Source organism: Moraxella boevrei DSM 14165, from assembly GCF_000379845.1.
Classification (GTDB): Bacteria; Pseudomonadota; Gammaproteobacteria; order Pseudomonadales; family Moraxellaceae; genus Faucicola; species Faucicola boevrei.
This window is the reverse complement of record NZ_KB903804.1, coordinates 115,111-134,739: the sequence shown is the minus strand read 5'-3', so window position 1 is coordinate 134,739 and position 19,629 is coordinate 115,111. Positions and strand designations below refer to the sequence as shown.

Sequence of the window (19,629 nt, the reverse complement as noted above, 5' to 3'; positions counted from 1 at the left end):
TTTGGCGGTTTTTGGCGTTTTGATTAAATTTTCGGATACATTTGGCTCGGTCATGGCTTGCTCGCTGTGTTAATCTCTGGGTCAAGATGTGAGTTGAGCAAGCGGTCAGCTTGATAATTTGGCAAAAATGGGGCATTCGGTAGTCGGCGTTTTTTGTCATAATCGCCAAGGATAAACCATTGATGTAACATTGGTTTTGTGTTATTCATGCTTTGTTGTTGTAACTGTTGAAAACTGGATTTTAGCTCGTCCATTTCTCGTTTCATATCCGCCTCGGCTTGGCGAATTTTGGCAATTTCGGCTTGCATTTGTTGGCGAGTTTCTGCCAAATCCAATTCATTTTCAATTTCTCGTTGGATGGTGGCGACATGACGGCGAAATTTGGCATAGGCTCGCCCTGCTTTGCGTACCGCATGAGGCAGTTTTTCAGGACCCAGAACGATTAAAGCGATAATGCCAAACAGCAACAGCTCAGAAAAACCAACGTCAAACATTTGATTGTCTTGTCAAGATTAGATAAAAAGAAAATACCAACCATTTATTAAAATAAATTTATAAAATTATTTGTAAAAATTAAACGCCGGTTTTGTCATGATTGACCGTGGTGGTGGTCGTAGTCGTACTGTTCGCATTATGCTCAATCACATGGTTCTGGCTATTTTGCGTTTGGGTTTCATCACGAACCGCATCTTTAAAACCTTTGACCGCTGAACCTAAGTCTTTGCCTGCGTTTTTTAGTTTTGAGGTGCCAAATACCACGACAACCACTGCCAAAAAAATTAACCAATGTGTTACAGAGAAACCACCCATCATGCAATTCCTTTATTTAAAATTAACATTATATCATAAAATTAGGTTTGAGAGCGTGAATTTTTTTCATCAATGCCTGACAAGCCAAAACGCCGTGCCAACTCATCCGTCACCGCCGTCACAGGAATACCAAACCATGCCAACGTTACCATGGTGTGAAACCACACATCGGCGATTTCGTAAATCACGTCATGGTGATGTGCATCGGTGGGGTCGGCTTGCAACTCTTTACTGGCGATAATGGTCTCAACTGCTTCTTCACCGATTTTTTCCAAAATTTTGTTCAGCCCTTTATGGTACAAGCTAGCAACATAAGAGCTTTTTTCATCGGCTTCTTTACGTTCGTTTAACACCTTATCGAGTTTTTCTAAAATGTTTTCTTCTAAAATCGGTTGATTAGCGTTCTCAAAAGTTAGGTTTGACGGTGTATTTTCATTGACGGTTAACGATTGCACCACGTCATAAATATCGCTTGGGTCTTTTTTGACAGGGTCGGTAATTTGCCAGTTTAATTCGCCATTTTGGTCAGTCAACAGTTGGTAAAAACAAGATTCACGCCCTGTATGACAAGCGATTTCGCCAATTTGGGTAATGCTTAACACAATCACATCAGCATCACAGTCTAGGCGAATGGCGTGTACTTGCTGAAAATGTCCTGAACTTTCGCCTTTATGCCAAAGTTTGTTACGAGAACGGGAAAAATACACCGCTTGTTTGCTCGTCGCCGTTAGGCTTAAGGCTTCACGGTTCATCCATGCCATCATCAAAATCCGTCCTGAGACATGGTCTTGGGCAATGGCAGGAATTAGCCCATTTTCATCAAATTTTACTGCATTTAACCAGTCCATTTTTTCGCCTATTTTACTGTTTTATTTGAAAATATGAAAGTAATGTTAAAAAATCAAATCTCAAACGGTTTGGTTTCTACCGCATCACGCAACGCTCCTGTAAGCGGAATTTCTTTGTTTAAACGGTAATCATACGCCACAAAACCCATGACCGCTCGTGCCACATCTGTGCCATCATACATCCGAGTTACTTTAAAAATAAAATCACCTCCCTTGTCGGTCAAATTTTGCACACCGACTTCAAACAACAGCTCTTCACGGGCTTTGGCACGGCTAATAAAATGTGTCGCCACATCAGTGATAATAAAGCCTTGATACTCGGCATTAATTTCTTTTACGCCTTTGGAAAATAAAAATCTTGCACGGGCTTCAGCAAGCAACGCCACCATTGCATCAATGGTTAAGTGTTGTCCAATGCCAATCTCCGTATGACGCACTCGCATCACGGTTTCAAATACAAAACTTCCGTCGCCAAATTCGTTATCTAAATCAGACATTATTATGCTCCCAAACTGATGGATTGTGTCTTAGATAAAAGTTAAATTTGATAAGCAATTATCTGTAAAAACATGCCAATTATCTAAAAAAACAACCGATTATCCTAAAAAAATGATTATACATCATTTTTTTTAAATTACCTAATATTAATTAAAAAATTAATTTTTTTTATAAAAAAGTTTCAGTCAACCTTTTGCCAAATATTTACAAAAAATGCTTGCTAAAATAACAGATTTTGGTAAAATACCGTCTCCCACCTTCAGGTAGTTTTATACTAAAAACTTTGCGGTTATTTAGCATAAAATTGACAAAAAGGTATTTATACTTAAAGCAATTTAAGCTAACAAGAGGCTTCTTATGAAATTAAAAACTCGTCGTGGTGCTGCCAAACGTTTCAAAAAAACCGCTAACGGTATTAAACGTAAACAAGCATTCAAACGCCACATTTTGACCAAAAAATCTCCTAAGCGTATCCGTCAGCTACGTGGATGCAAATTGGTACACGTTTCTGATGAAGCTAGTGTGCGTCGTATGTGTCCTTATCTATAAGGCTCGGATTTAAGTTCATTTAAAAAATAATTAGGAGTAAATTATGGCTCGTGTAAAACGTGGTGTTCAGGCAAATCGCCGTCATAAAAAAGTATTGGCTCGTGCAAAAGGTTATTATGGAGCACGTTCTCGTGTATTCCGTGTTGCTGTACAAGCGGTAATGAAAGCTGGTCAATATGCGTATCGTGACCGTCGCAACAAAAAACGTTCATTCCGCCGTTTGTGGATTGCACGTATTAATGCAGGTGCTCGTCTAAATGGTCTAAGCTACAGCCGTTTAATCAATGGCTTGAAAAAAGCGAACATTGAGATTGATCGCCGTGTGTTGGCAGATATTGCGATGCATGATGCACAAGCATTCACTGCTTTGACTGAAAAAGCCAAACAAGCCCTTGCTTAATTGAGTTTTTCATCAAAATAAGGCCATCAGGTTTTTGACTTGATGGCTTTTTTTATGCGGATTTGTTTTGTAAATTTTGTGAAAATCCTTTAAAATAAAGCATTTTTATTTAACTAATATCATTTTTGGATGGATTATGACTGACAGCGTTTTGTATGAACAATTAAACCGTTTTAGCACCGATTTGCCAACTTTGCAGGGTAGTGATTTTGAGCGGTTTACTAGCCTAGCCCAAAGTTTAATTGACACGGCAACGGACACCCAAACGTTGCAAGAAGTGCGTGTGAATTTGACAGGGAAAAAAAGCCATTTAACCCTGTGGTCAAAACAGCTTGGCGGTCTGTCGGCTGATGATAAAAAAATTGTGGGTGGTTATTTGCATGGCGTGCGAACCACGATTAATGAGCGTTTGCAAACCACCCAAAACACGCTAGAAGCCAAAGCCTTAGATGCCAAACTGCAAGCCCAAACCATTGATATTACGCTTCCTGCTCGTGGACAAGACAAGGGCAATTTGCACCCTGTAACCTTGACGGCGAACCGTATGCAAGCATTTTTTCGTCAAGCGGGTTTTGAAGTGGCGATAGGCCCTGAGGTGGAGCGGGATTATTATAACTTTGAAGCGTTAAATATTCCCAAAACACATCCTGCCCGTGCCATGCACGATACGTTTTATTTTGATGCTCAATATTTGCTCCGCACGCACACCAGTTCTGTGCAAATTCGCACGATGGAGCAGGGCAATCTGCCAATTCGTATCATCTGCCCAGGGCGTGTGTATCGCTGTGATAGCGACCAAACCCATTCGCCGATGTTTCATCAGTTAGAAGGGCTGTATATCAGCGAGAAGACCAATTTTGCCGAGTTAAAAGGCTTGATCCATGAGTTTTTGCAAGCGTTTTTTGGTAAAAAACTTACCATACGTTTTCGTCCATCTTATTTTCCGTTTACCGAGCCGTCAGCTGAAGTGGATATTTTGGCGGAGAGTTATGCAGGTGGGGGCAAATGGCTAGAAGTAATGGGGTGTGGTATGGTACATCCAAACGTGCTAGAAAACTGTGGCATTGATCCGAAAAAATATCAAGGTTTTGCCTTTGGTATGGGGATTGAACGCTTTGCGATGTTGTATTATGGTGTGAATGATTTACGCTTATTTTTCCAAAATGATGTGCGGTTTTTAAAGCAGTTTGGCTAAAATCAACAAGGGTTTCATGTAAGGCGAAATGCGTGTACTTGATGGTATCAATGCTATGATAAAGCTAAATAACTAAAAGGGTGGATTTTATCCACCCTTTTTTAATGATGATTTCAATTTAAGTGGGTAAAAACCACGCTAATTATTTAAAAAATCACTCGACATTTGCTTGATTTTTTAACTCAACATTCAACTTTTCCCACGCTTTTAGCTCTTTTTTGCTTGGTTCGCCCACAATATTTAAGGCATGACGAAGTCGGGCAAAGGTAACGTCAGGACCAATGATAACCATCGACTGCATAACAGGCGTTGAGCTTGTGCTACCCGCGATAGCAATAAAGAAAGTCGGCATAAAATCACGCAATTTTATACCCATTTGTGTTGCTAAATCTGATAAGGTTTGGCTTACGGTGTCGTTATTCCACGCAGATAGACTCTCAAGTCGCCAAATGGCAAATTGTAGACTTTGACGTACTTGCTCAGGCGATATTTTTTTATTGTCAAATTGTTCAACCGTGATGGTTGGCATATGATTAAAATAAAACGCCGACCAATTCACCGCTTCAGACAGAATGTTAATGCGTGGCTGAATAGCAGCAGCGATATTTTCCAATTTTTCACGGTCATTTTGCCATGATAAAATCGTGTCCAATAATTCCCCTGCTGTCATTGCCTTGATGTATTGACCATTGAGCCAGAACAATTTTTCCACATCAAAAATCGGGCCGCCCAATGACACACGCTTAATGTCAAAATTATCAATCATCTCATCAAGGGTGAATTTTTCACGTTCATCAGGCATGGACCAACCCATACGCCCCAAATAGTTAAGTAAGGCTTCAGGCAACACGCCAATATCTTTATAATAATTAATAGAGGTTGGATTTTTGCGTTTTGACAGCTTGGATTTGTCAGGATTACGAAGTAGGGGCATATGGCACAAAGTCGGCATTTCCCAACCAAAATATTGGTATAAAAGCTGATGTTTTGGAGCAGATGGAATCCATTCTTCGCCACGAATGACGTGAGAAATCTGCATTAAATGGTCGTCCACCACATTCGCTAGATGATAAGTTGGCAAACCGTCGGTTTTTAACAAAATCTGCATGTCCACCTGCGACCATGGAATTTCCACTTCGCCACGTAGCATATCGTTAAATTTGCATACCCCTTCGGTTGGTACTTTCATGCGAATGACGTACGGTGTGTTACTGGCTAATTTTTCTTGAATTTCAGCACTCGACAATAACAATCCACGACCGTCATATTTTGGTGTTTCGCCACGAGTTTGCTGTTCGGCACGCATTTGGTCTAACTCTTCAGGGGTGGCAAAGCAGTAAAAAGCGTGTCCTTTTTCCACGAGTTCCATGGCGTATTTTTTGTAAATGTCCATACGTTCAGATTGGCGGTAGGGGGCAAATTGTCCACCAATGTCAGGACCTTCCGACCAGTTTAGCCCAAGCCATTTTAGGCTGTCTAAAATCATTTTTTCGGATTCTGGCGTGGATCGAAGTTGGTCGGTGTCTTCAATGCGTAAGATAAATTCCCCACCGTGCTGTTTGGCAAAGCATAAATTAAAAAGAGCAATGTAAGCTGTGCCAACGTGCGGAAAGCCTGTCGGACTTGGGGCGATACGGGTGCGGACTTTGGTGAATGCGGTCATAAATTTCTCTTAAAAGATTGGTAAAATAATGGTCAAAATGACTAACAAAATAGCTATTATAACGCATTTTAAAAAATAAAAACCACCCAAATTTGCATCGAGTGGTTGATTAAATTTTTACAAAATTTGCCATTATTTTAAATGACGATGACGGATAATTTCAACCATCATGGGCACGACTGACACCACGATAATACCAATCATAATCCAAGAAAAATGCTCTTTGACAAAGGGTAATTGCCCAAAAAAATAACCCAACATGGTAAATAACACCACCCAAATTACCGCCCCAATCACATTATAACGGGCAAATTGGGCATAGGGCATATTGCCCATACCACCGACAAACGGTGCAAAAGTTCGGACAATGGGAATAAAACGGGCAATAATAATCGTACGACCGCCATATTTGGCATAATAATCGTGAGTTTTTTGCAGATAGGCTTGTTTAAAAACTTTGGAGTCAGGATTTGAGAACAATTTTTTGCCAAAATGTTTGCCAATTTCAAAATTGACAAAATCACCCAACACCGCCGCTATGATTAACAACACCATTAACAGCCACACATTCATCTCGCCAACTGCCGCAATCGCCCCTGCTGCAAACAGCATGGCATCCCCCGGTAAAAACGGCGTTATCACCAAACCTGTCTCACAAAACACAATCAAAAACAAAATGGCATAAATCCAGTTACCATAATTGTTAACTAATTCTTGTAAATGGTCGCCAATATGTAAAATAAAATCAATCAGGGGCATGAAAAATCCTGTGCGGTCAATCGGTTAAGATGCAAAAATTGGCACATTATAGCTGATTTTTGTAAAAAACCAACTTAAAAGCCAAGTTTTTCACAAAATTTTCACAAAAAACGCAAAAAAATATTGACAAGCCAAATAACTTTGATTAAAATACGCCCACCTTTACAAAAAGGGGCTATAGCTCAGTTGGTAGAGCACTTGCATGGCATGCAAGGGGTCAGCGGTTCGACTCCGCTTAGCTCCACCATTTTGTAAACGTCTATATAAGCACCTAGGCAATTACTTATATAGTACCGATTTTAATTGTTAAAAATCGCTAAACTCATTGCGTCCCCATCGTCTAGAGGCCTAGGACATCGCCCTTTCACGGCGGTAACCGGGGTTCGAATCCCCGTGGGGACGCCAATATTCAGAAAGCCAATCTTGCCAAAGGTTGGCTTTTTCTTTGTCCGTTTCTAGCTTGCTTTGCAAAATAGCTTCTAACGGGTTCATACCGACATACTCCGCCAATTGTCCAACAAGGCTATCGTCTGGAATTCTTCGCCCTGCCTTATAATCGCCAAATCGGTTGTATCTTATATCAAATCTCTTTGCTAAGCTCTGCTGAGAACCCGCCTTTGTTTCTGCTTTTTCAATTAATTTTACAATAAACATATTTGCCCCTTGTTTTTGTACCATTTTTGGTATATAATCAAATGTACCAAAAATGGTATATTTTTTTAAACTTAAATGTACCAAATTTGGTATATACCAATTTTGGTTTTAACCCCCAATGATAACACAAGGGGATTTAAAGTGCTAGAAATTATTTTTGATTAATGCGATTGCCGTTTTCATCAAAAATCCCATATTTCTTGCGTTGTTTTAGTCGGTGTTCACGTTCGCTTTTAGCTTCTTCGATAAACTCGGGCTTTATACCGAATAAACGTTCAGATTTTTTGCGATTGGTCTTTTTTGCTTTTTGCTGTTGAGTGATTTTGAATAAACAGATTAAAGCGATGATAAAAGCTCCAATGCTGAAAATGATTGCGATTGTTTGTAAATCTATGTACTTGCTCATGTAAAAAATTATAATACTTGTTTAAGAAAATCACAATGACAGAAATTTTAATTTATATAACAGCTTTGTTGTTTGGTATTTTTGGTGGTATCAAGCTAGGCGAAATAGCGATTTTATTTCTTAAACGATTTAAGAATAGCAACGAGAAGTCATAGCAATCCTATAATGTATCACTAGTTACGGAGTGTATGCAATGAAAAACGACTACAAAGAAATTTTCAAAAGAGAAACCAAAAAGCAACTTGGTTTAGCATTTATTTACAATGGTAAAATCACCGTTCAATATCACGTATTAGACGGCAAAACAATTAATGGCATAAAATTAACTTGGTTTTTAGATTTATCTCACGCTGAAACAATTCAAGCATTAAAATCAAAATCAATTAAAACATTGGTTGAGTATGCCAAAAACAATCATAATCCCCAAACCGTAACCACTGATAGCGAATCACCTTTACACACTGAAGTTGTAGGGGCTATTGAAAGTGTTGGGGATACCCTATTAGATGACTGCTTAGACTATCCCCCAGGATTTCTAAATAACGTCAAAACAACACAAAAGCCAAGAATTACCCAATCTGCAAAAGATTACTTAATTGATGAAATGAATCATCACAGAAACAACGCAATGCAGACTAACTCCGCATTTTATGAAAGTGGGTTATTTAGCAAGGCGATGTAGGTCGAAAATTTCAAATTTTTAATTGGCAACAAGCCAATTTAAAATTTTAAATTTTGACCCACGGGGTTTGGGGGCGTGCCCCCAACTGAAAGAGCCCAAAAGAAGTAAAAAATATTTTAAACATAATAGAGTTTTAACAAGGTTGTCGCGTTAGTTGCCCCGTCAATGGAATAACGAGCGTAAAACACTTAGAAAAATACAAAAAAATTTGAGGCTTGCCGAACAAATTTTTTTTGAATATTTTTCTTAGTGTTTAAGTGAAAAACAAAAGGTAAAAAACAATGTCAATCTTAGTATTCAACACAGAAAGCGAATTTAAAAACGACGCAATCGCCTTAGTATCAAGACTGGCGTTTGAAAAAGCAATCCCTGTAATCTCAAACGGCTGTGTAGCAGACGAAAGCGAACAAGCATTAAGCTACTTATTGGACTTAGCAAAAGAAAACAAAATTGACAAAAAATCAATTGACGCAATCGCTTTTTATCACCGCCAAATACTTGACGAAAACCAAGAGATGTTAAAACACTATTAATCAACAAAATTCCGATAGAACGTAAATAACGGGGGTATAACCCCAAACCCCTAGTTAGTAACACAGGGGTTACGAAAGAGATAAACCATGACTAATAACAGTTTTGATTTGCCGACGTATCAAAAACTATCAGCCCAACTAACAAAGATAGTTATGCACAACGGAAAAATAGTTGAAGAAACGGTAAGAATGCCAGTAAGTGGTCAATCCGTGGTTATTGACGCATTAAACTTTGTTGTTGACGGTGGCACTTATGACAAAGAATTAAAAGAAAAACTAAACAACCCATTATTAACAGAAAAAGACAAAGAATTAATAGCCTATGACACAGCGTCAGAAGTCGCCTTTGTTTTGGGTATGATGTTTGGTGAACGCTACACCGAAATAGAATACACGGGAAAAGGTGCAAACTTTTACAGATACGCCTATCGCATTGGCGATTACAATCAGCCCCTAGGCTTAATATGTTTAGGCCATGCAAAATCAGACACAGTATTAATCATGCTATACGGTGCGGGCTGTCACTGTATGCCCGACTGTTGGGAAGGTATGCTATACGGCTATTTAACCCAATTAACCATAAATCCCCGAATAACTCGGGTTGACTTAGCACTTGATGACTTTGACGGTCTTTATTCATCAGCCCAATTAGCCGATGAAGCAGACACACACGATAAATTTTGTCTAACCAACAAAAAGCCACAAGTTCAGCACCTGGGCGACTGGAAAAGACACACGGGCAAAGGTCGCACCTTGCAAGTTGGCACCCGTGAAGGCGGTAAACTTTACCGTGGATATGAAAAAGGTAAACAATTGGGCGATTCCGAAAGTTTTTGGTTCCGTCATGAAGTAGAATTAAGCAACAAAAACCGCCTAATCCCCCTGGAAGTGTTAACCAATCCAACAAGCGTATTTAAAGGCTGTTACCCTTATTGTGCTGAATTACTTGAGTTAGCGGGCAATGTTAACGTAAAAAAAACACGCATTGAGCTAATTAAAAAAGAAAGCAAAATCAGCTTTGACAAGTCCAAACAGATTGTTAAACATCAGTTTGGCAAGTATTTGCGTGTATATCGCGACTTTTTCACAGATACAGAAATTTTAGATATGTTGGTAAGTGATAAAAAAGGCTATTACCCAAAACGTCTAAAAACTCTTGAAACAGTCCGACACGATATGCCGATTATTATGCGTCGTTACTTTGACGAGCAAAACCAATCGACTGACGATTATTTGTTAGATATCCCGTTTGGTGATGACGTAATCACGCTTAAACATATTCCCCAACGTGGGATAGCGGAAACTAGGCAACCGACTTTTTAAAAATGCCTGCTATTAAAGGTAAAAAACTATGCAAATGAAATCAGTAACTTATGTTCGTTCAATGTACCCTTCAAAGGGTCAAATGGAAAATGGTCGCGAATATGACAGCACAAAGGTTCATATTGACACACCATTAACAAGCAACAAAGAAGGCTTTGGCATTCCAAGTCCGCAATACAATTGGGGGACTAGCCAAAACTACAATGATTTTGTTGCTAAATACCCGCAAATTTTACAAGCAAACAAAGAATTTGAAGCTGAAATAACATGGGAAAACCAAACGAGCGGTAAAACTGCCGTGTTGGTAGTTATTGACATTGTCCCAGCGGCAAAGCAAGCCCCAAAAATTTAATAAAGGATTTTACTAGTGACATACGTTTGTGAAGAATTGCAACAAATTTATTCATCTGACGGTGATGGCTTTGTGGGCGGTGACATGCAAAACGTGGTTACTTGTAAAAAATGGGTGGAACAAAAATCATTTATCCAGGATTTAGCAATAACAAAATCTGATATGGTTCAAATTTCCGCCTCGTTAAGTGCTGTTTTTGTCGTTATTTTGGCATTTGTCATACTGGCAAAAGCGGTTAAATCAATGTAAAAATAGGAGTTTATCCCATGGATAAGCAAAATCAAGTTGTTAGCGTACAATCAAAAAAACGCATTAATCAAGCTGTAAAATATGGTGTTGCAGTTGCTTTATCATCAATGGCAATCAGCCAAGCCAATGCCGCCGAAATTGCCACAATCGGATCGGGTTTATCGCAAGAAATTGAAGCTGTAAAAGCTCTTGTAATTTCTTTATTTTCCGCTGGTGCTATTTTGTTAGGTATTTTTGCTGGTTTCCGTTACTTGAAACGTGGTGCAAATTCAGCCTAATTTTTGTTTCACCAAACACAAAATTAACCCTGCTTTACCGTGGGGTTAATTTTTAAGGAGTTAAGAAAATGCCACAAGAAAGCATATTGTATTGGATACCGATTTTATTATTATGTTTTGCATTTATTGTATTAATCAACGTGTTTAAATGATATGAAAACTTTACTATTTTATCTATTTATTGTGATACCTGCGATAATATTTTGGTATGACGTGATAACGGTATTTTTGGGTGCGTTATGAAGAAGATTATTGCAAGTATATTGATTAGCTTAACGCTAAGCAGTGCAGTTCATGCTGAAGCTGTCAGAAAGCCTACACCCATTGACCCTGCAACTTCAGCTAATGACGTTAATAATCCTGATTCTCGTCCAACTCGCGCAGCAAATGATGACGACTTTAAAAAAGCCAAGCCCAATGTCGGCAAATACGAAAAAGGCAAAGGCGTAAAAGTAACGAAGATTGGCGGAAATTTCACATCGTTAATACACAAATTGCCGACGGCGGGCAAACTTGCATTAAGATTGGCAAAGGGTTATAACAATCTTGCAATTGCTTTAGCAATCGCTGAAATGTTTGGCGAAGGTGTTGATTGGGTTTTAGACCCTGCAAATAACGCTGTTATTATTAATCAATCTCAGGCAAACCCTGGCGAAGAAATAAATCCAATTTGTAAAAATTCTGATTTTAAATCTAGAGTAGATGGTTATTTACAAAGTGCTGGTAAAAATTATTCAAATCACCGTTTTTTTCAGGGTGATAAAGACAAAGTTAGTTTAATTATTGATTTAAAAAGCGGTGGCAATTATCAATATTCAATCTCTTGTGTTGCTACCGATTCTGTACAGCTTGAAGAGATTGCCGAAGAAATCAAAAGACAAGCCGAAAATGGTGTTGCTGAAGCACAGCAAGCAGTAGTAGATACAGTAGCAGACATGGCAAAAAAAGGCGAACTTGATAAAGAGTTAGAAGCAGCGGCTAAACCAAAAAATGACCCAGCAAAAGACCCTGAAACCACACCTGAAATAGACCCTGAAACTGCACCCCAAAAAGACCCAAAAACAGACCCAAAAGCCGAATCACAACCGTTTGAACTTCCTGCTTTCTGTGCGTGGACTGGCATTTGTCCTGCTTGGCTCAATACCGAAAAAAACACAAAAGAAACTTCAGAAAATACTAATAAAACTGAAAAAAACACAAAAGAAATAGACAAAACGACAAAAAAACAATTAGAAGAAGAGCAAAGCTTTTTTAAATTTATGCGAGATTTTTTGACGGGTGATAATAAAAACGCTGATAATAAAAACACTGACAATGACATTCCGATAAATAACAACCCATTACCGACACCAAACACCAATATTAATTTTGGTGGTTCTTGCCCTGCCAATGTTGAAATTAGCGGTAATTTATTTGGTCAAAATATTAGTTTCACCTTAATGGACTGGGCAAAAATTTGTTGGAATTTATCAACATTTGTTAAACCGATTTTAATAGCAATGGCAAGCTATCAAGCAATCATGATATTAGCGGGGCGTAATGAGTCTAATTAGTATTTTAAAATCAGCAAACAAAGGTTTGCTAAAAGACATGTTAACTGGAGCGGGTTTAACGCTTGGTACAACTGCAATAACATTAACCGCGGTGAATACCGCTATTGATACTTTTCGCTCGTCATTTAATTATGTATCAATAGAATTATTGGGCTTAGCCCATTTAATGGGGCTTGATTATGCTTTTAGCATTGTATTGGGTGCAATTATTGCCCGTGCCGTTCAAAATGCCACAAAATTATCATTGCAGAAAATCAAATAAAAACTTAACCAACGGGGGGCGAATGAGGAGCTTCGACGATTGAGCCCCCTCAAAAAAAAGTTACGGGAAAAATCATGTTACATCTAGTCACAGGCACACCAGGCACGGGCAAGACTGCATTTGTAGTTACAACGTTGGATAAAGTAGAAAAGCAAAACAAAGTTAACTTAGCCAAAAATAAACAATTTTTTTTAGAAAATAAAAAAATCATAGATAACAATCAATTACAAAACGATTTCACTTATTTAGAATATGAAACGGGGAGCGGTCATACTTTAAAAAAACACCTTCAACCACTTGATAATGATTATTTTTCAATGTTTACTCAAGACTTTGAAGAGTTACGTCCAGATGATTATTTTAAACGTGCAAATGAATATAATGCGATTTTGGAACGTATTTCTGAACGTGAATCTATAAAAGGCTTTGTAGCTCTTTCCCCCGTTCGCACAATTTACACTAATATTAATAATCTAAAAATTGATTTTGTCCGTGACAATATTTATGATTGGCGGGACTGTCCCGACGGTTCAATTATTGTTATTGATGAAGTTCAACTTGTTGAGCCTTATGATAATTTAAAAGATAGAAATAACAAAGTTGTTCAAGATTTGACAATTCACCGTCATCGGGGTTTTGATTTTTATTTTTTGACACAAGCCCCCGTTTTATTACACCCAACAATTAAAGTGTTGATTGGTATTCATTACCACTTAACAAAACCATATGGTTGGAAAACCAAGGTTTACCAATGGGGTTCAACCCGTGATTATCCCAACACAATGGTTAATAAGATTAATTGTGAAAGAAAGTTTGATTTTACACCCCCTAAATATATTTTTAAGCTATATAAATCAACTACGATTAACACACATCAAAAGCGAGTTCCTTATAAAATGATTGTTGCTTTGGTGGTATTTCTAATCATTTGTTTTTACATCATCTTTAAACAGATTGGAATGGCAAAAAAGTCTAGTTTGGTAGGCGGTCAACATGAAAAAGCCAAAACAACAGAATTAGCCCATGCGTCTGTACCAATGCCGACGGCTTCAGCTGTTTCAGACACTCAAACAAAAATTGATCAATTAAACGCACAATTACAAGAATTACAATTAAAAAATCAGATTGAGCAATTAAAGCAACAAGATAAAATAGCCAAAATGCCGGTTAATGTTGTGCTATTTGGTGATAAATGCACCGCTTATAATGTGGATGGTTTAGTCCTTGATTTGTCTTTTGATGAGTGCAAGCAGTATGCCACGGGTCAAAAGTCACTTTATCAAAAGCCACATCAACCAACTATCCAAACAATGCCAACGGCTTAATATTCTGTTGTTGGGTAACATCGCCCAGCAATTAGAGTAAAAATTATGTTGTACCAACAAATTTTAGCGTTTTACCAAGCCCATGGGCTTTATCAATCAAAACATGACTATGCCGACAAGTTTTATAACCTGTCCTATTTTGAAAAGCTAGACAAAATCAAAATTGAGCATATCCACGAGTATTGCACACTACGAACGCTTGACGGGGTGAAAAATGCCACAATCAATCGAGAATTAACCGTTATCCGCTCCGCAATAAACTACTACAATTTGCACCATGAAACAAACTATCATAACCCATTTAACGGGTTTAATTTGTTTGAATCGGATTTTATCCCAACCTATTTAACCGAAAATCAATGTAAGCAGTTATTGGGTAAATGTAAGCTATACCCCAACCCGCTTTTTTATGTCTATGTTGCATTGTTGCTAAATACTGGTTGCCGTTCAAGCGAATTATTAACCCTTACATGGGATAATGTTGATTTGGATAGAAAGTTTATAATAATCAGAAATTCTTTATCAAAGAATAAAAAGACAATTTACAAGCCCTTAAATAATACCGCTTTTAACTTGTTAAATAATTTAGACAAACAAAACGAATTTGTTTTTTACAATCCCAAAACAGAAAGCCACTACAAAACATTTAGAAAGGCTTGGATAGCCACGCTTGACAAGCTAGAATTTAAATGCCGTATTCATGACTTACGCCACACTTTCGCAAGTCTTTTAGTGTCGCAGGGTGTTCCAATTTATCATATATCGCAACTGCTCGGGCATTCTGATACCAGGATAACGCAAAAATACGCCCATTTGTCGCCCAATAGTTTGAGCAACGTTGTTGCATTGTTGCCGAATTTTGATTAAACAATGTTTTAAGATAAACACCCTTTCACGGCGGTAACCGGGGTTCGAATCCCCGTGGGGACGCCAATATTCTAAAAAGCCACTTATCATAAGTGGCTTTTTTTTATTGTTTAAATTTTAGAACCTGTATTTATAACGTTTTTGCGATAAAAAATGCGATAAATCGCCGGCTTTTCAAGGAAAAAACGCAGGTTGATAGTCATTCTATCAAGCAAGTTTTTGACGCAAAAAAGCAAGATTTAGCCAGTTTTCATGCAAAAGCAAATTTTTGTTTTATATCTTCAAAGTAGCATTCAGTTGCGTAAGGTTGTGAATACAGGTTCTCAATTATAAATCACTTTATTGCCATTTTGTAAGGCGTTTACCAAGTCTTGGATGTGAAACATATCCAAATTAAGTTTGGCACGGGTACAGGCGACATAGAGCAAGCGTAATTCTTCTGGGCTGATTTTGACAATTTGGTTATTCACATCATAATAAAAATCGTCATCAATCTGCACGCGTCCCCATTCTAAGCCTTTGGCTTTGTGGGCGGTGGAGATGATATAATCGGCTTGGGCAGGGGTAGTTAGGCTGTGAATGGCTTGGTTTAGCGTGTCTGTACCGTGTTCGTCCACGAGCCTGACAAGGGTTTTTAGGTCGCTGCCTTCATTGGTTTCGGCATAGTCTTGCACTTCTCGCCAGTTGTGAAAGTAGGCGAGTTCTGGCACGCCAAAGGCAGGCTGTCCTTTTTTTAGGCGTTCGGCGGATTGGCTAAATTTTAGCAGTCGTTCGGTGTCCGCTTGCAGGGCGACTTTATGCCCCATTTTTAAGCCTGTTAACAATTTTATCATGGCACTGGCATTGGTTCGGCAAAGAACGGCATCTTTTTTGCCTGTTACTAGACTTTTGCCCAGTGTTGATTGGATATTTGGGTTGCCACGTAATGGCACTTGTTCTTGTAGAGCGGTTAAAAATACGTTGGCAATGTCGGCAATTTTTTCACCAAAACGAAACGATTGTGTTAATAAAGTTTGTGGTAATGGTAGGCGTTTCATGGCATTAATCGCCCCACGCCATTCATAAATTTGTTGGTGAGCATCGCCGACAAAAATCACTTGGCTAGGCTGATTTTTTAAAATGCCCATCATCAGTGGGTCGGCATCTTGGGCTTCGTCAAATAAAATAAAATCTGCAGGAATTATCGGATTGGATAAAGCCCAAAGTTTTAGGTAAATATCATGCCCAATCCCTGCAGTATGGTGTGGGTCAATGGACTGTAGCCAACGCTTTTCCACAAAGGGGTATAAACTATCTTGCAAACTCTCAGCATCGCTTTTTGATAGCCAGTCAGGGAGTTGTAAATGGCGTGGGGCAGGGTAGCTGGCGTGCGTGCTACAAAAATAACTCACGGCATCGGCGACAAATCTGGCTTGGCGTTCAGGCGTTAAGGTAACAAATTGGCTTTTACCGTCAATGTGGCGTTTGACTTGAATGGGCAAAATGCCTAAATCGTGGGCAAGGCGTTGCGGTGAAAATCTGGGTAATTGTAATTTTGCGGTGATATTGCGGTCGGTATGGCGAAAGGCGAGCGAGTGAAAGGTTCGACAGTTGATATGGCTAGAAAATTTTTGCGACGCTTCGTTGGCAATGGTTTTGTTAAATGCCAAATACATCCCACGCCCACGCAGATTATCGCCGATGAGTTTTAGGGTGCTGGTTTTGCCTGCCCCTGCGTATGCCACGATTTTAAATGATTGGCGAGATAGGGCGGTGCTTAGGGCTTGTTGTTGTTCGTCAGTGGGGGTGTAATTAGTCATTATAATTGATATTGTCCACCATTTTACTGGCATTTTGGTCAAAAGTGTACCTGGGTGATTGATTTTCGTCTTGGGTAAGTGCGGTGTGTAAACAATCAGCAAAATCAGCCGAATGGCTACGATACAGCCAAACGGCATTTAACAAGGCATTTTCATGGGAAATTTGTAAAGATTGAATGCTAATTAAACGTTGAATAACATCAATCAACCGATATTTATCAAATTTATAACGACTGCGTAACACCCATTCTAATTTCAAAATCACGGTAATTGGGATAAATAAACTAGATATTTGAGCATTATCAATTAAATCACTGGCTAATTGAGATTGTAAAACATCGTCTTGCGTTAAATAACGCACCAAACTATTGGTGTCTAAACCCGCCATGCGTTACACTCGCATGTTATCAAGGCTAATGACTTCAGTCGGTTTTGGCAAAATACCTTTAATATCGCTGATTTGTCTATTTTTTGTGCGAACGGTGATAAAACCGTCAGGCATGATTTGCCAAATGATTTCTTCGCCATCTTTGAGTTGTAAGGTGTCAATAATGGTTTTTGGAACTTGGGTTTGCTCGTGATGAAAAGCTGATTTTAGCGTGGTTTGCATACGATTTTCCTTTGCCATAAATAAGTTATTATAACACAGTTATACCAATTTCAAAAAAATGCTATAATTCGCTTTTTTGTTATTTGTCAAAAGCGACTTTACCAAACATTTACCAAAAACTATGCCACACATTCCCAATTTTTCTCAACCGCAAACCGTCCTAGCTCCAATGGAAGGCTTGACCGACCCTGTGATGCGGTCGGTTTTAACGTCCATTGGCAACTATGATTGGACGGTTAGCGAATTTATCCGAGTTACCCAAACCGTCTTACCTGCCCACGTTTTTTACAAATACGTTCCCGAACTCAAGCATGACGGCGAGTTGCAAGGCAAAACCCGACACGGCACGCCTGTGCATATTCAACTGCTTGGAAGCAACCCTGAACTTATGGCACACAATGCGGTGAAAGCCTGTGAATTGAACGCCCCTGCCATTGATTTGAATTTTGGTTGCCCTGCCAAAACGGTAAATAATCATCGGGGTGGTTCGGTACTTTTGACCGAGCCTGAAACCGTTTATCAAATCATACACGCCGTGCGTCAAGCCGTGCCAAGCCAAATTCCTGTTTCTGCCAAAATCCGTTTGGGCTATGAAGACACGTCTTTGACTGCTGAAATCGGCGATGCGGTGCAATCCGCCAACGCTAGCTGGCTGACCGTCCACGCTCGCACCAAAACGCAAGGCTACAAACCGCCTGCCTATTGGGAACTCATCGCCCCATTAACTCAAAAATTGTCGTTACCGATAATTGCCAATGGCGAAATTTGGATCTTAGAACAAGCCGAGCGTTGCAAAGCAAAAGCCAACACACCGCATTTAATGCTGGGGCGTGGGGCAGTTACTCGTCCAGATTTGGTGAATAAAATTAAAAATAATAATTATCAAAATTTAACTTGGCAAGACTTGTTACGGCTACAAATTGACTTCTTACACGGCAATGCCAAAAGCGATAGCATGATAGTCGCTCGCTATAAACAATGGTTAGGGATGCTGACGCAAGGCTATCGGCAAGCTGAAATCTTGTGGCAAACCGCCAAACGTGTCAAAAGTTTAGATGAAATGTTACATTTGTTAAATGCACAGTTGCATCCACCAAATGTGTGTTAAAATAGCCCAAGTTTTTTTATAGTTTTTTACCATTTTTTTACAAAGAGAATGCCATGAGTTTATTTACCACTTTACAAAATATCGTGCCACAGCAAGCGTTAAGCGAGTTTGCAGGCAAACTTGCCAGTAGTAAACATCCGATTGTGAAACGCTTTTTTATTCACGGTTTTGCCACCGCTTACGGTATCAAGCTAGATGAATATGAACGAGAACAGTGGGACGATTACCAGAATTTTAACGATTTTTTTACTCGTGAACTAAAAGCAGGCATGCGTCCGATTAACGCAAAAGACGGCGGTATCATCTGCCCTGCGGACGGTAAAATTTCGCAAATTGGACAAATTAGACAACACCAAATTTTACAAGCCAAAGGCAAAAATTACGATATCGCCCAACTACTTGCCGACCATGAGCTAGGTAAAGCGATGTTAGATGGCAGTTTTGCCACGATTTATCTGGCTCCGACCAATTATCACCGTGTGCATATGCCGTTTAGTGGTACGCTGGTTGAGACCATTTATGTGCCAGGGCAACTGTTTTCGGTAAATAACGAAACGGCGCAAAATGTTCCTGACTTGTTCGCTCGCAACGAACGCTGTGTTTGTGTGTTTGACACCGAATTTGGCAAAGCCTGCGTGGTACTCGTCGGTGCGATGATTGTGGCGGGGATTGAAACCGTGGCAACAGGTAAACTCAAACGCTCCGAGCAAATCCAACGCCACACTCATAATCTAACCTTGAAAAAAGGCGATGAATTAGGGCGGTTTTATCTAGGCTCAACGGCGATTGTGGTATTGCCAAAATCGGCAGGCACGGCTTGGCAAGGTGGCTTACAAAATGGTACGGTGGTAAAAATGGGGCAGTTGCTCGGTATCTGTTATCAATAATTATTAAAAAATAGTTAAA

Annotated in this window: 25 protein-coding genes and 2 tRNA genes; 17 read left to right on the top strand and 10 right to left on the bottom strand. The window is 39.2% G+C overall.

The window, feature by feature from the left end; translation table 11 throughout:
* Window positions 1-50: 50 nt before the first annotated feature.
* The 4 genes from tatB to A3G3_RS0109665 form a co-directional block, all read right to left on the bottom strand.
* Window positions 51-494: a Sec-independent protein translocase protein TatB gene (gene tatB, locus A3G3_RS0109680; protein WP_019520322.1), complete on the bottom strand. Its 444-nt coding sequence runs from the start codon at window positions 492-494 to the stop codon at window positions 51-53.
* 79 nt (window positions 495-573) lie between these two features.
* Window positions 574-810, bottom strand: coding sequence for a Sec-independent protein translocase subunit TatA (gene tatA / locus A3G3_RS0109675; RefSeq protein WP_019520321.1), 237 nt, complete (start codon window positions 808-810; stop codon window positions 574-576).
* Window positions 811-851: 41 nt separating this feature from the next.
* Window positions 852-1,658: a bifunctional phosphoribosyl-AMP cyclohydrolase/phosphoribosyl-ATP diphosphatase HisIE gene (gene hisIE, locus A3G3_RS0109670; RefSeq protein ID WP_019520320.1), complete on the bottom strand. Its 807-nt coding sequence runs from the start codon at window positions 1,656-1,658 to the stop codon at window positions 852-854.
* Window positions 1,659-1,711: 53 nt separating this feature from the next.
* Window positions 1,712-2,155 carry an acyl-CoA thioesterase gene (locus A3G3_RS0109665; protein WP_019520319.1) on the bottom strand — a complete coding sequence of 148 codons (444 nt, stop codon included), beginning with the start codon at window positions 2,153-2,155 and terminating at the stop codon, window positions 1,712-1,714.
* Between the two features lie 358 nt (window positions 2,156-2,513).
* Between A3G3_RS0109665 and rpmI the strand changes: the two genes are divergently transcribed.
* The 3 genes from rpmI to pheS all read left to right on the top strand — a co-directional run bounded on the left by rpmI (window position 2,514) and on the right by pheS (window position 4,300).
* Entirely contained in the window at window positions 2,514-2,705 is a 192-nt protein-coding gene (rpmI, locus tag A3G3_RS0109660; protein WP_019520318.1) for a 50S ribosomal protein L35, read from the top strand.
* 43 nt (window positions 2,706-2,748) lie between these two features.
* Window positions 2,749-3,105: a 50S ribosomal protein L20 gene (gene rplT / locus A3G3_RS0109655; RefSeq protein WP_019520317.1), complete on the top strand. Its 357-nt coding sequence runs from the start codon at window positions 2,749-2,751 to the stop codon at window positions 3,103-3,105.
* Between the two features lie 136 nt (window positions 3,106-3,241).
* The gene (gene pheS / locus A3G3_RS0109650; protein ID WP_019520316.1) at window positions 3,242-4,300 is read left to right on the top strand and encodes a phenylalanine--tRNA ligase subunit alpha; all 1,059 of its coding nucleotides are present in this window, start codon (window positions 3,242-3,244) and stop codon (window positions 4,298-4,300) included.
* A 154-nt stretch (window positions 4,301-4,454) separates the two neighbouring features.
* On the opposite strand, the gene gltX is transcribed toward pheS, so the two are convergent.
* Together gltX and A3G3_RS0109640 are read right to left on the bottom strand one after the other, a co-directional pair.
* Window positions 4,455-5,963 (bottom strand): glutamate--tRNA ligase, encoded by a 1,509-nt coding sequence (gene gltX / locus A3G3_RS0109645; RefSeq protein WP_019520315.1) that lies wholly within the window; start codon window positions 5,961-5,963, stop codon window positions 4,455-4,457.
* 132 nt (window positions 5,964-6,095) lie between these two features.
* Window positions 6,096-6,722, bottom strand: a complete 627-nt coding sequence (locus A3G3_RS0109640) for a DedA family protein (protein ID WP_019520314.1) — start codon at window positions 6,720-6,722, stop codon at window positions 6,096-6,098.
* A 171-nt stretch (window positions 6,723-6,893) separates the two neighbouring features.
* On the opposite strand from A3G3_RS0109640, the gene A3G3_RS0109635 reads away from it, so the two are divergent.
* Both A3G3_RS0109635 and A3G3_RS0109630 read left to right on the top strand, forming a co-directional pair.
* Window positions 6,894-6,969 (top strand) — tRNA-Ala (locus A3G3_RS0109635).
* An 82-nt stretch (window positions 6,970-7,051) separates the two neighbouring features.
* Window positions 7,052-7,127, top strand: a tRNA-Glu gene (locus A3G3_RS0109630).
* 400 nt (window positions 7,128-7,527) lie between these two features.
* Here the strand turns inward: A3G3_RS0109630 and A3G3_RS0109620 are convergent.
* Window positions 7,528-7,782, bottom strand: a complete 255-nt coding sequence (locus A3G3_RS0109620) for a hypothetical protein (protein ID WP_019520313.1) — start codon at window positions 7,780-7,782, stop codon at window positions 7,528-7,530.
* Window positions 7,783-7,975: 193 nt separating this feature from the next.
* Here A3G3_RS0109620 and A3G3_RS0109610 point away from each other — a divergent pair, with 193 nt between their 5' ends.
* The 10 genes from A3G3_RS0109610 (at window position 7,976) to A3G3_RS0109560 (ending at window position 15,206) form a co-directional block, all read left to right on the top strand.
* Complete coding sequence (locus A3G3_RS0109610; RefSeq protein WP_019520311.1) at window positions 7,976-8,464, top strand: hypothetical protein; 489 nt, start codon at window positions 7,976-7,978, stop codon at window positions 8,462-8,464.
* 281 nt (window positions 8,465-8,745) lie between these two features.
* Window positions 8,746-8,997, top strand: a complete 252-nt coding sequence (locus A3G3_RS0109605) for a hypothetical protein (RefSeq protein ID WP_019520310.1) — start codon at window positions 8,746-8,748, stop codon at window positions 8,995-8,997.
* Window positions 8,998-9,084: 87 nt separating this feature from the next.
* A complete protein-coding gene (locus tag A3G3_RS14090; RefSeq protein WP_019520309.1) occupies window positions 9,085-10,320 on the top strand; it encodes a replication initiation factor domain-containing protein in 1,236 nt (411 codons plus the stop codon).
* A 28-nt stretch (window positions 10,321-10,348) separates the two neighbouring features.
* A complete protein-coding gene (locus A3G3_RS0109595; RefSeq protein ID WP_019520308.1) occupies window positions 10,349-10,672 on the top strand; it encodes a hypothetical protein in 324 nt (107 codons plus the stop codon).
* Between the two features lie 15 nt (window positions 10,673-10,687).
* On the top strand, window positions 10,688-10,921 hold the full coding sequence (locus A3G3_RS13605) for a hypothetical protein (RefSeq protein WP_019520307.1): 234 nt from the start codon (window positions 10,688-10,690) through the stop codon (window positions 10,919-10,921).
* 17 nt (window positions 10,922-10,938) lie between these two features.
* Window positions 10,939-11,199 carry a hypothetical protein gene (locus A3G3_RS0109585; RefSeq protein WP_019520306.1) on the top strand — a complete coding sequence of 87 codons (261 nt, stop codon included), beginning with the start codon at window positions 10,939-10,941 and terminating at the stop codon, window positions 11,197-11,199.
* 239 nt (window positions 11,200-11,438) lie between these two features.
* Window positions 11,439-12,752 (top strand): BAR domain-containing protein, encoded by a 1,314-nt coding sequence (locus A3G3_RS0109575; protein ID WP_019520305.1) that lies wholly within the window; start codon window positions 11,439-11,441, stop codon window positions 12,750-12,752.
* Window positions 12,739-13,014, top strand: coding sequence for a DUF2523 family protein (locus tag A3G3_RS0109570; protein ID WP_019520304.1), 276 nt, complete (start codon window positions 12,739-12,741; stop codon window positions 13,012-13,014). Before A3G3_RS0109575 ends, A3G3_RS0109570 begins: the two co-directional genes overlap by 14 nt.
* Before the next feature lie 74 nt (window positions 13,015-13,088).
* The gene (locus A3G3_RS13600) at window positions 13,089-14,339 is read left to right on the top strand and encodes a zonular occludens toxin domain-containing protein (RefSeq protein WP_019520303.1); all 1,251 of its coding nucleotides are present in this window, start codon (window positions 13,089-13,091) and stop codon (window positions 14,337-14,339) included.
* A 45-nt stretch (window positions 14,340-14,384) separates the two neighbouring features.
* The gene (locus tag A3G3_RS0109560) at window positions 14,385-15,206 is read left to right on the top strand and encodes a tyrosine-type recombinase/integrase (RefSeq protein WP_019520302.1); all 822 of its coding nucleotides are present in this window, start codon (window positions 14,385-14,387) and stop codon (window positions 15,204-15,206) included.
* Between the two features lie 323 nt (window positions 15,207-15,529).
* Here A3G3_RS0109560 and A3G3_RS0109555 read toward each other — a convergent pair whose 3' ends face one another.
* The 3 genes from A3G3_RS0109555 to A3G3_RS0109545 are packed head-to-tail and all read right to left on the bottom strand — an operon-like array spanning window position 15,530 to window position 17,615.
* On the bottom strand, window positions 15,530-17,005 hold the full coding sequence (locus A3G3_RS0109555; protein ID WP_019520301.1) for a UvrD-helicase domain-containing protein: 1,476 nt from the start codon (window positions 17,003-17,005) through the stop codon (window positions 15,530-15,532).
* Entirely contained in the window at window positions 16,998-17,393 is a 396-nt protein-coding gene (locus A3G3_RS0109550) for a type II toxin-antitoxin system VapC family toxin (protein WP_019520300.1), read from the bottom strand. The genes A3G3_RS0109555 and A3G3_RS0109550 overlap by 8 nt, the downstream gene beginning before the upstream one ends.
* Window positions 17,394-17,396: 3 nt before the next feature.
* Window positions 17,397-17,615, bottom strand: a complete 219-nt coding sequence (locus A3G3_RS0109545) for an AbrB/MazE/SpoVT family DNA-binding domain-containing protein (RefSeq protein WP_019520299.1) — start codon at window positions 17,613-17,615, stop codon at window positions 17,397-17,399.
* 121 nt (window positions 17,616-17,736) lie between these two features.
* On the opposite strand from A3G3_RS0109545, the gene A3G3_RS0109540 reads away from it, so the two are divergent.
* Together A3G3_RS0109540 and asd are read left to right on the top strand one after the other, a co-directional pair.
* Window positions 17,737-18,723 (top strand): tRNA dihydrouridine synthase, encoded by a 987-nt coding sequence (locus tag A3G3_RS0109540; RefSeq protein ID WP_040631711.1) that lies wholly within the window; start codon window positions 17,737-17,739, stop codon window positions 18,721-18,723.
* A 53-nt stretch (window positions 18,724-18,776) separates the two neighbouring features.
* The gene (gene asd / locus A3G3_RS0109535) at window positions 18,777-19,610 is read left to right on the top strand and encodes an archaetidylserine decarboxylase (protein WP_019520297.1); all 834 of its coding nucleotides are present in this window, start codon (window positions 18,777-18,779) and stop codon (window positions 19,608-19,610) included.
* The last annotated feature ends 19 nt before the right edge of the window (window positions 19,611-19,629 follow it).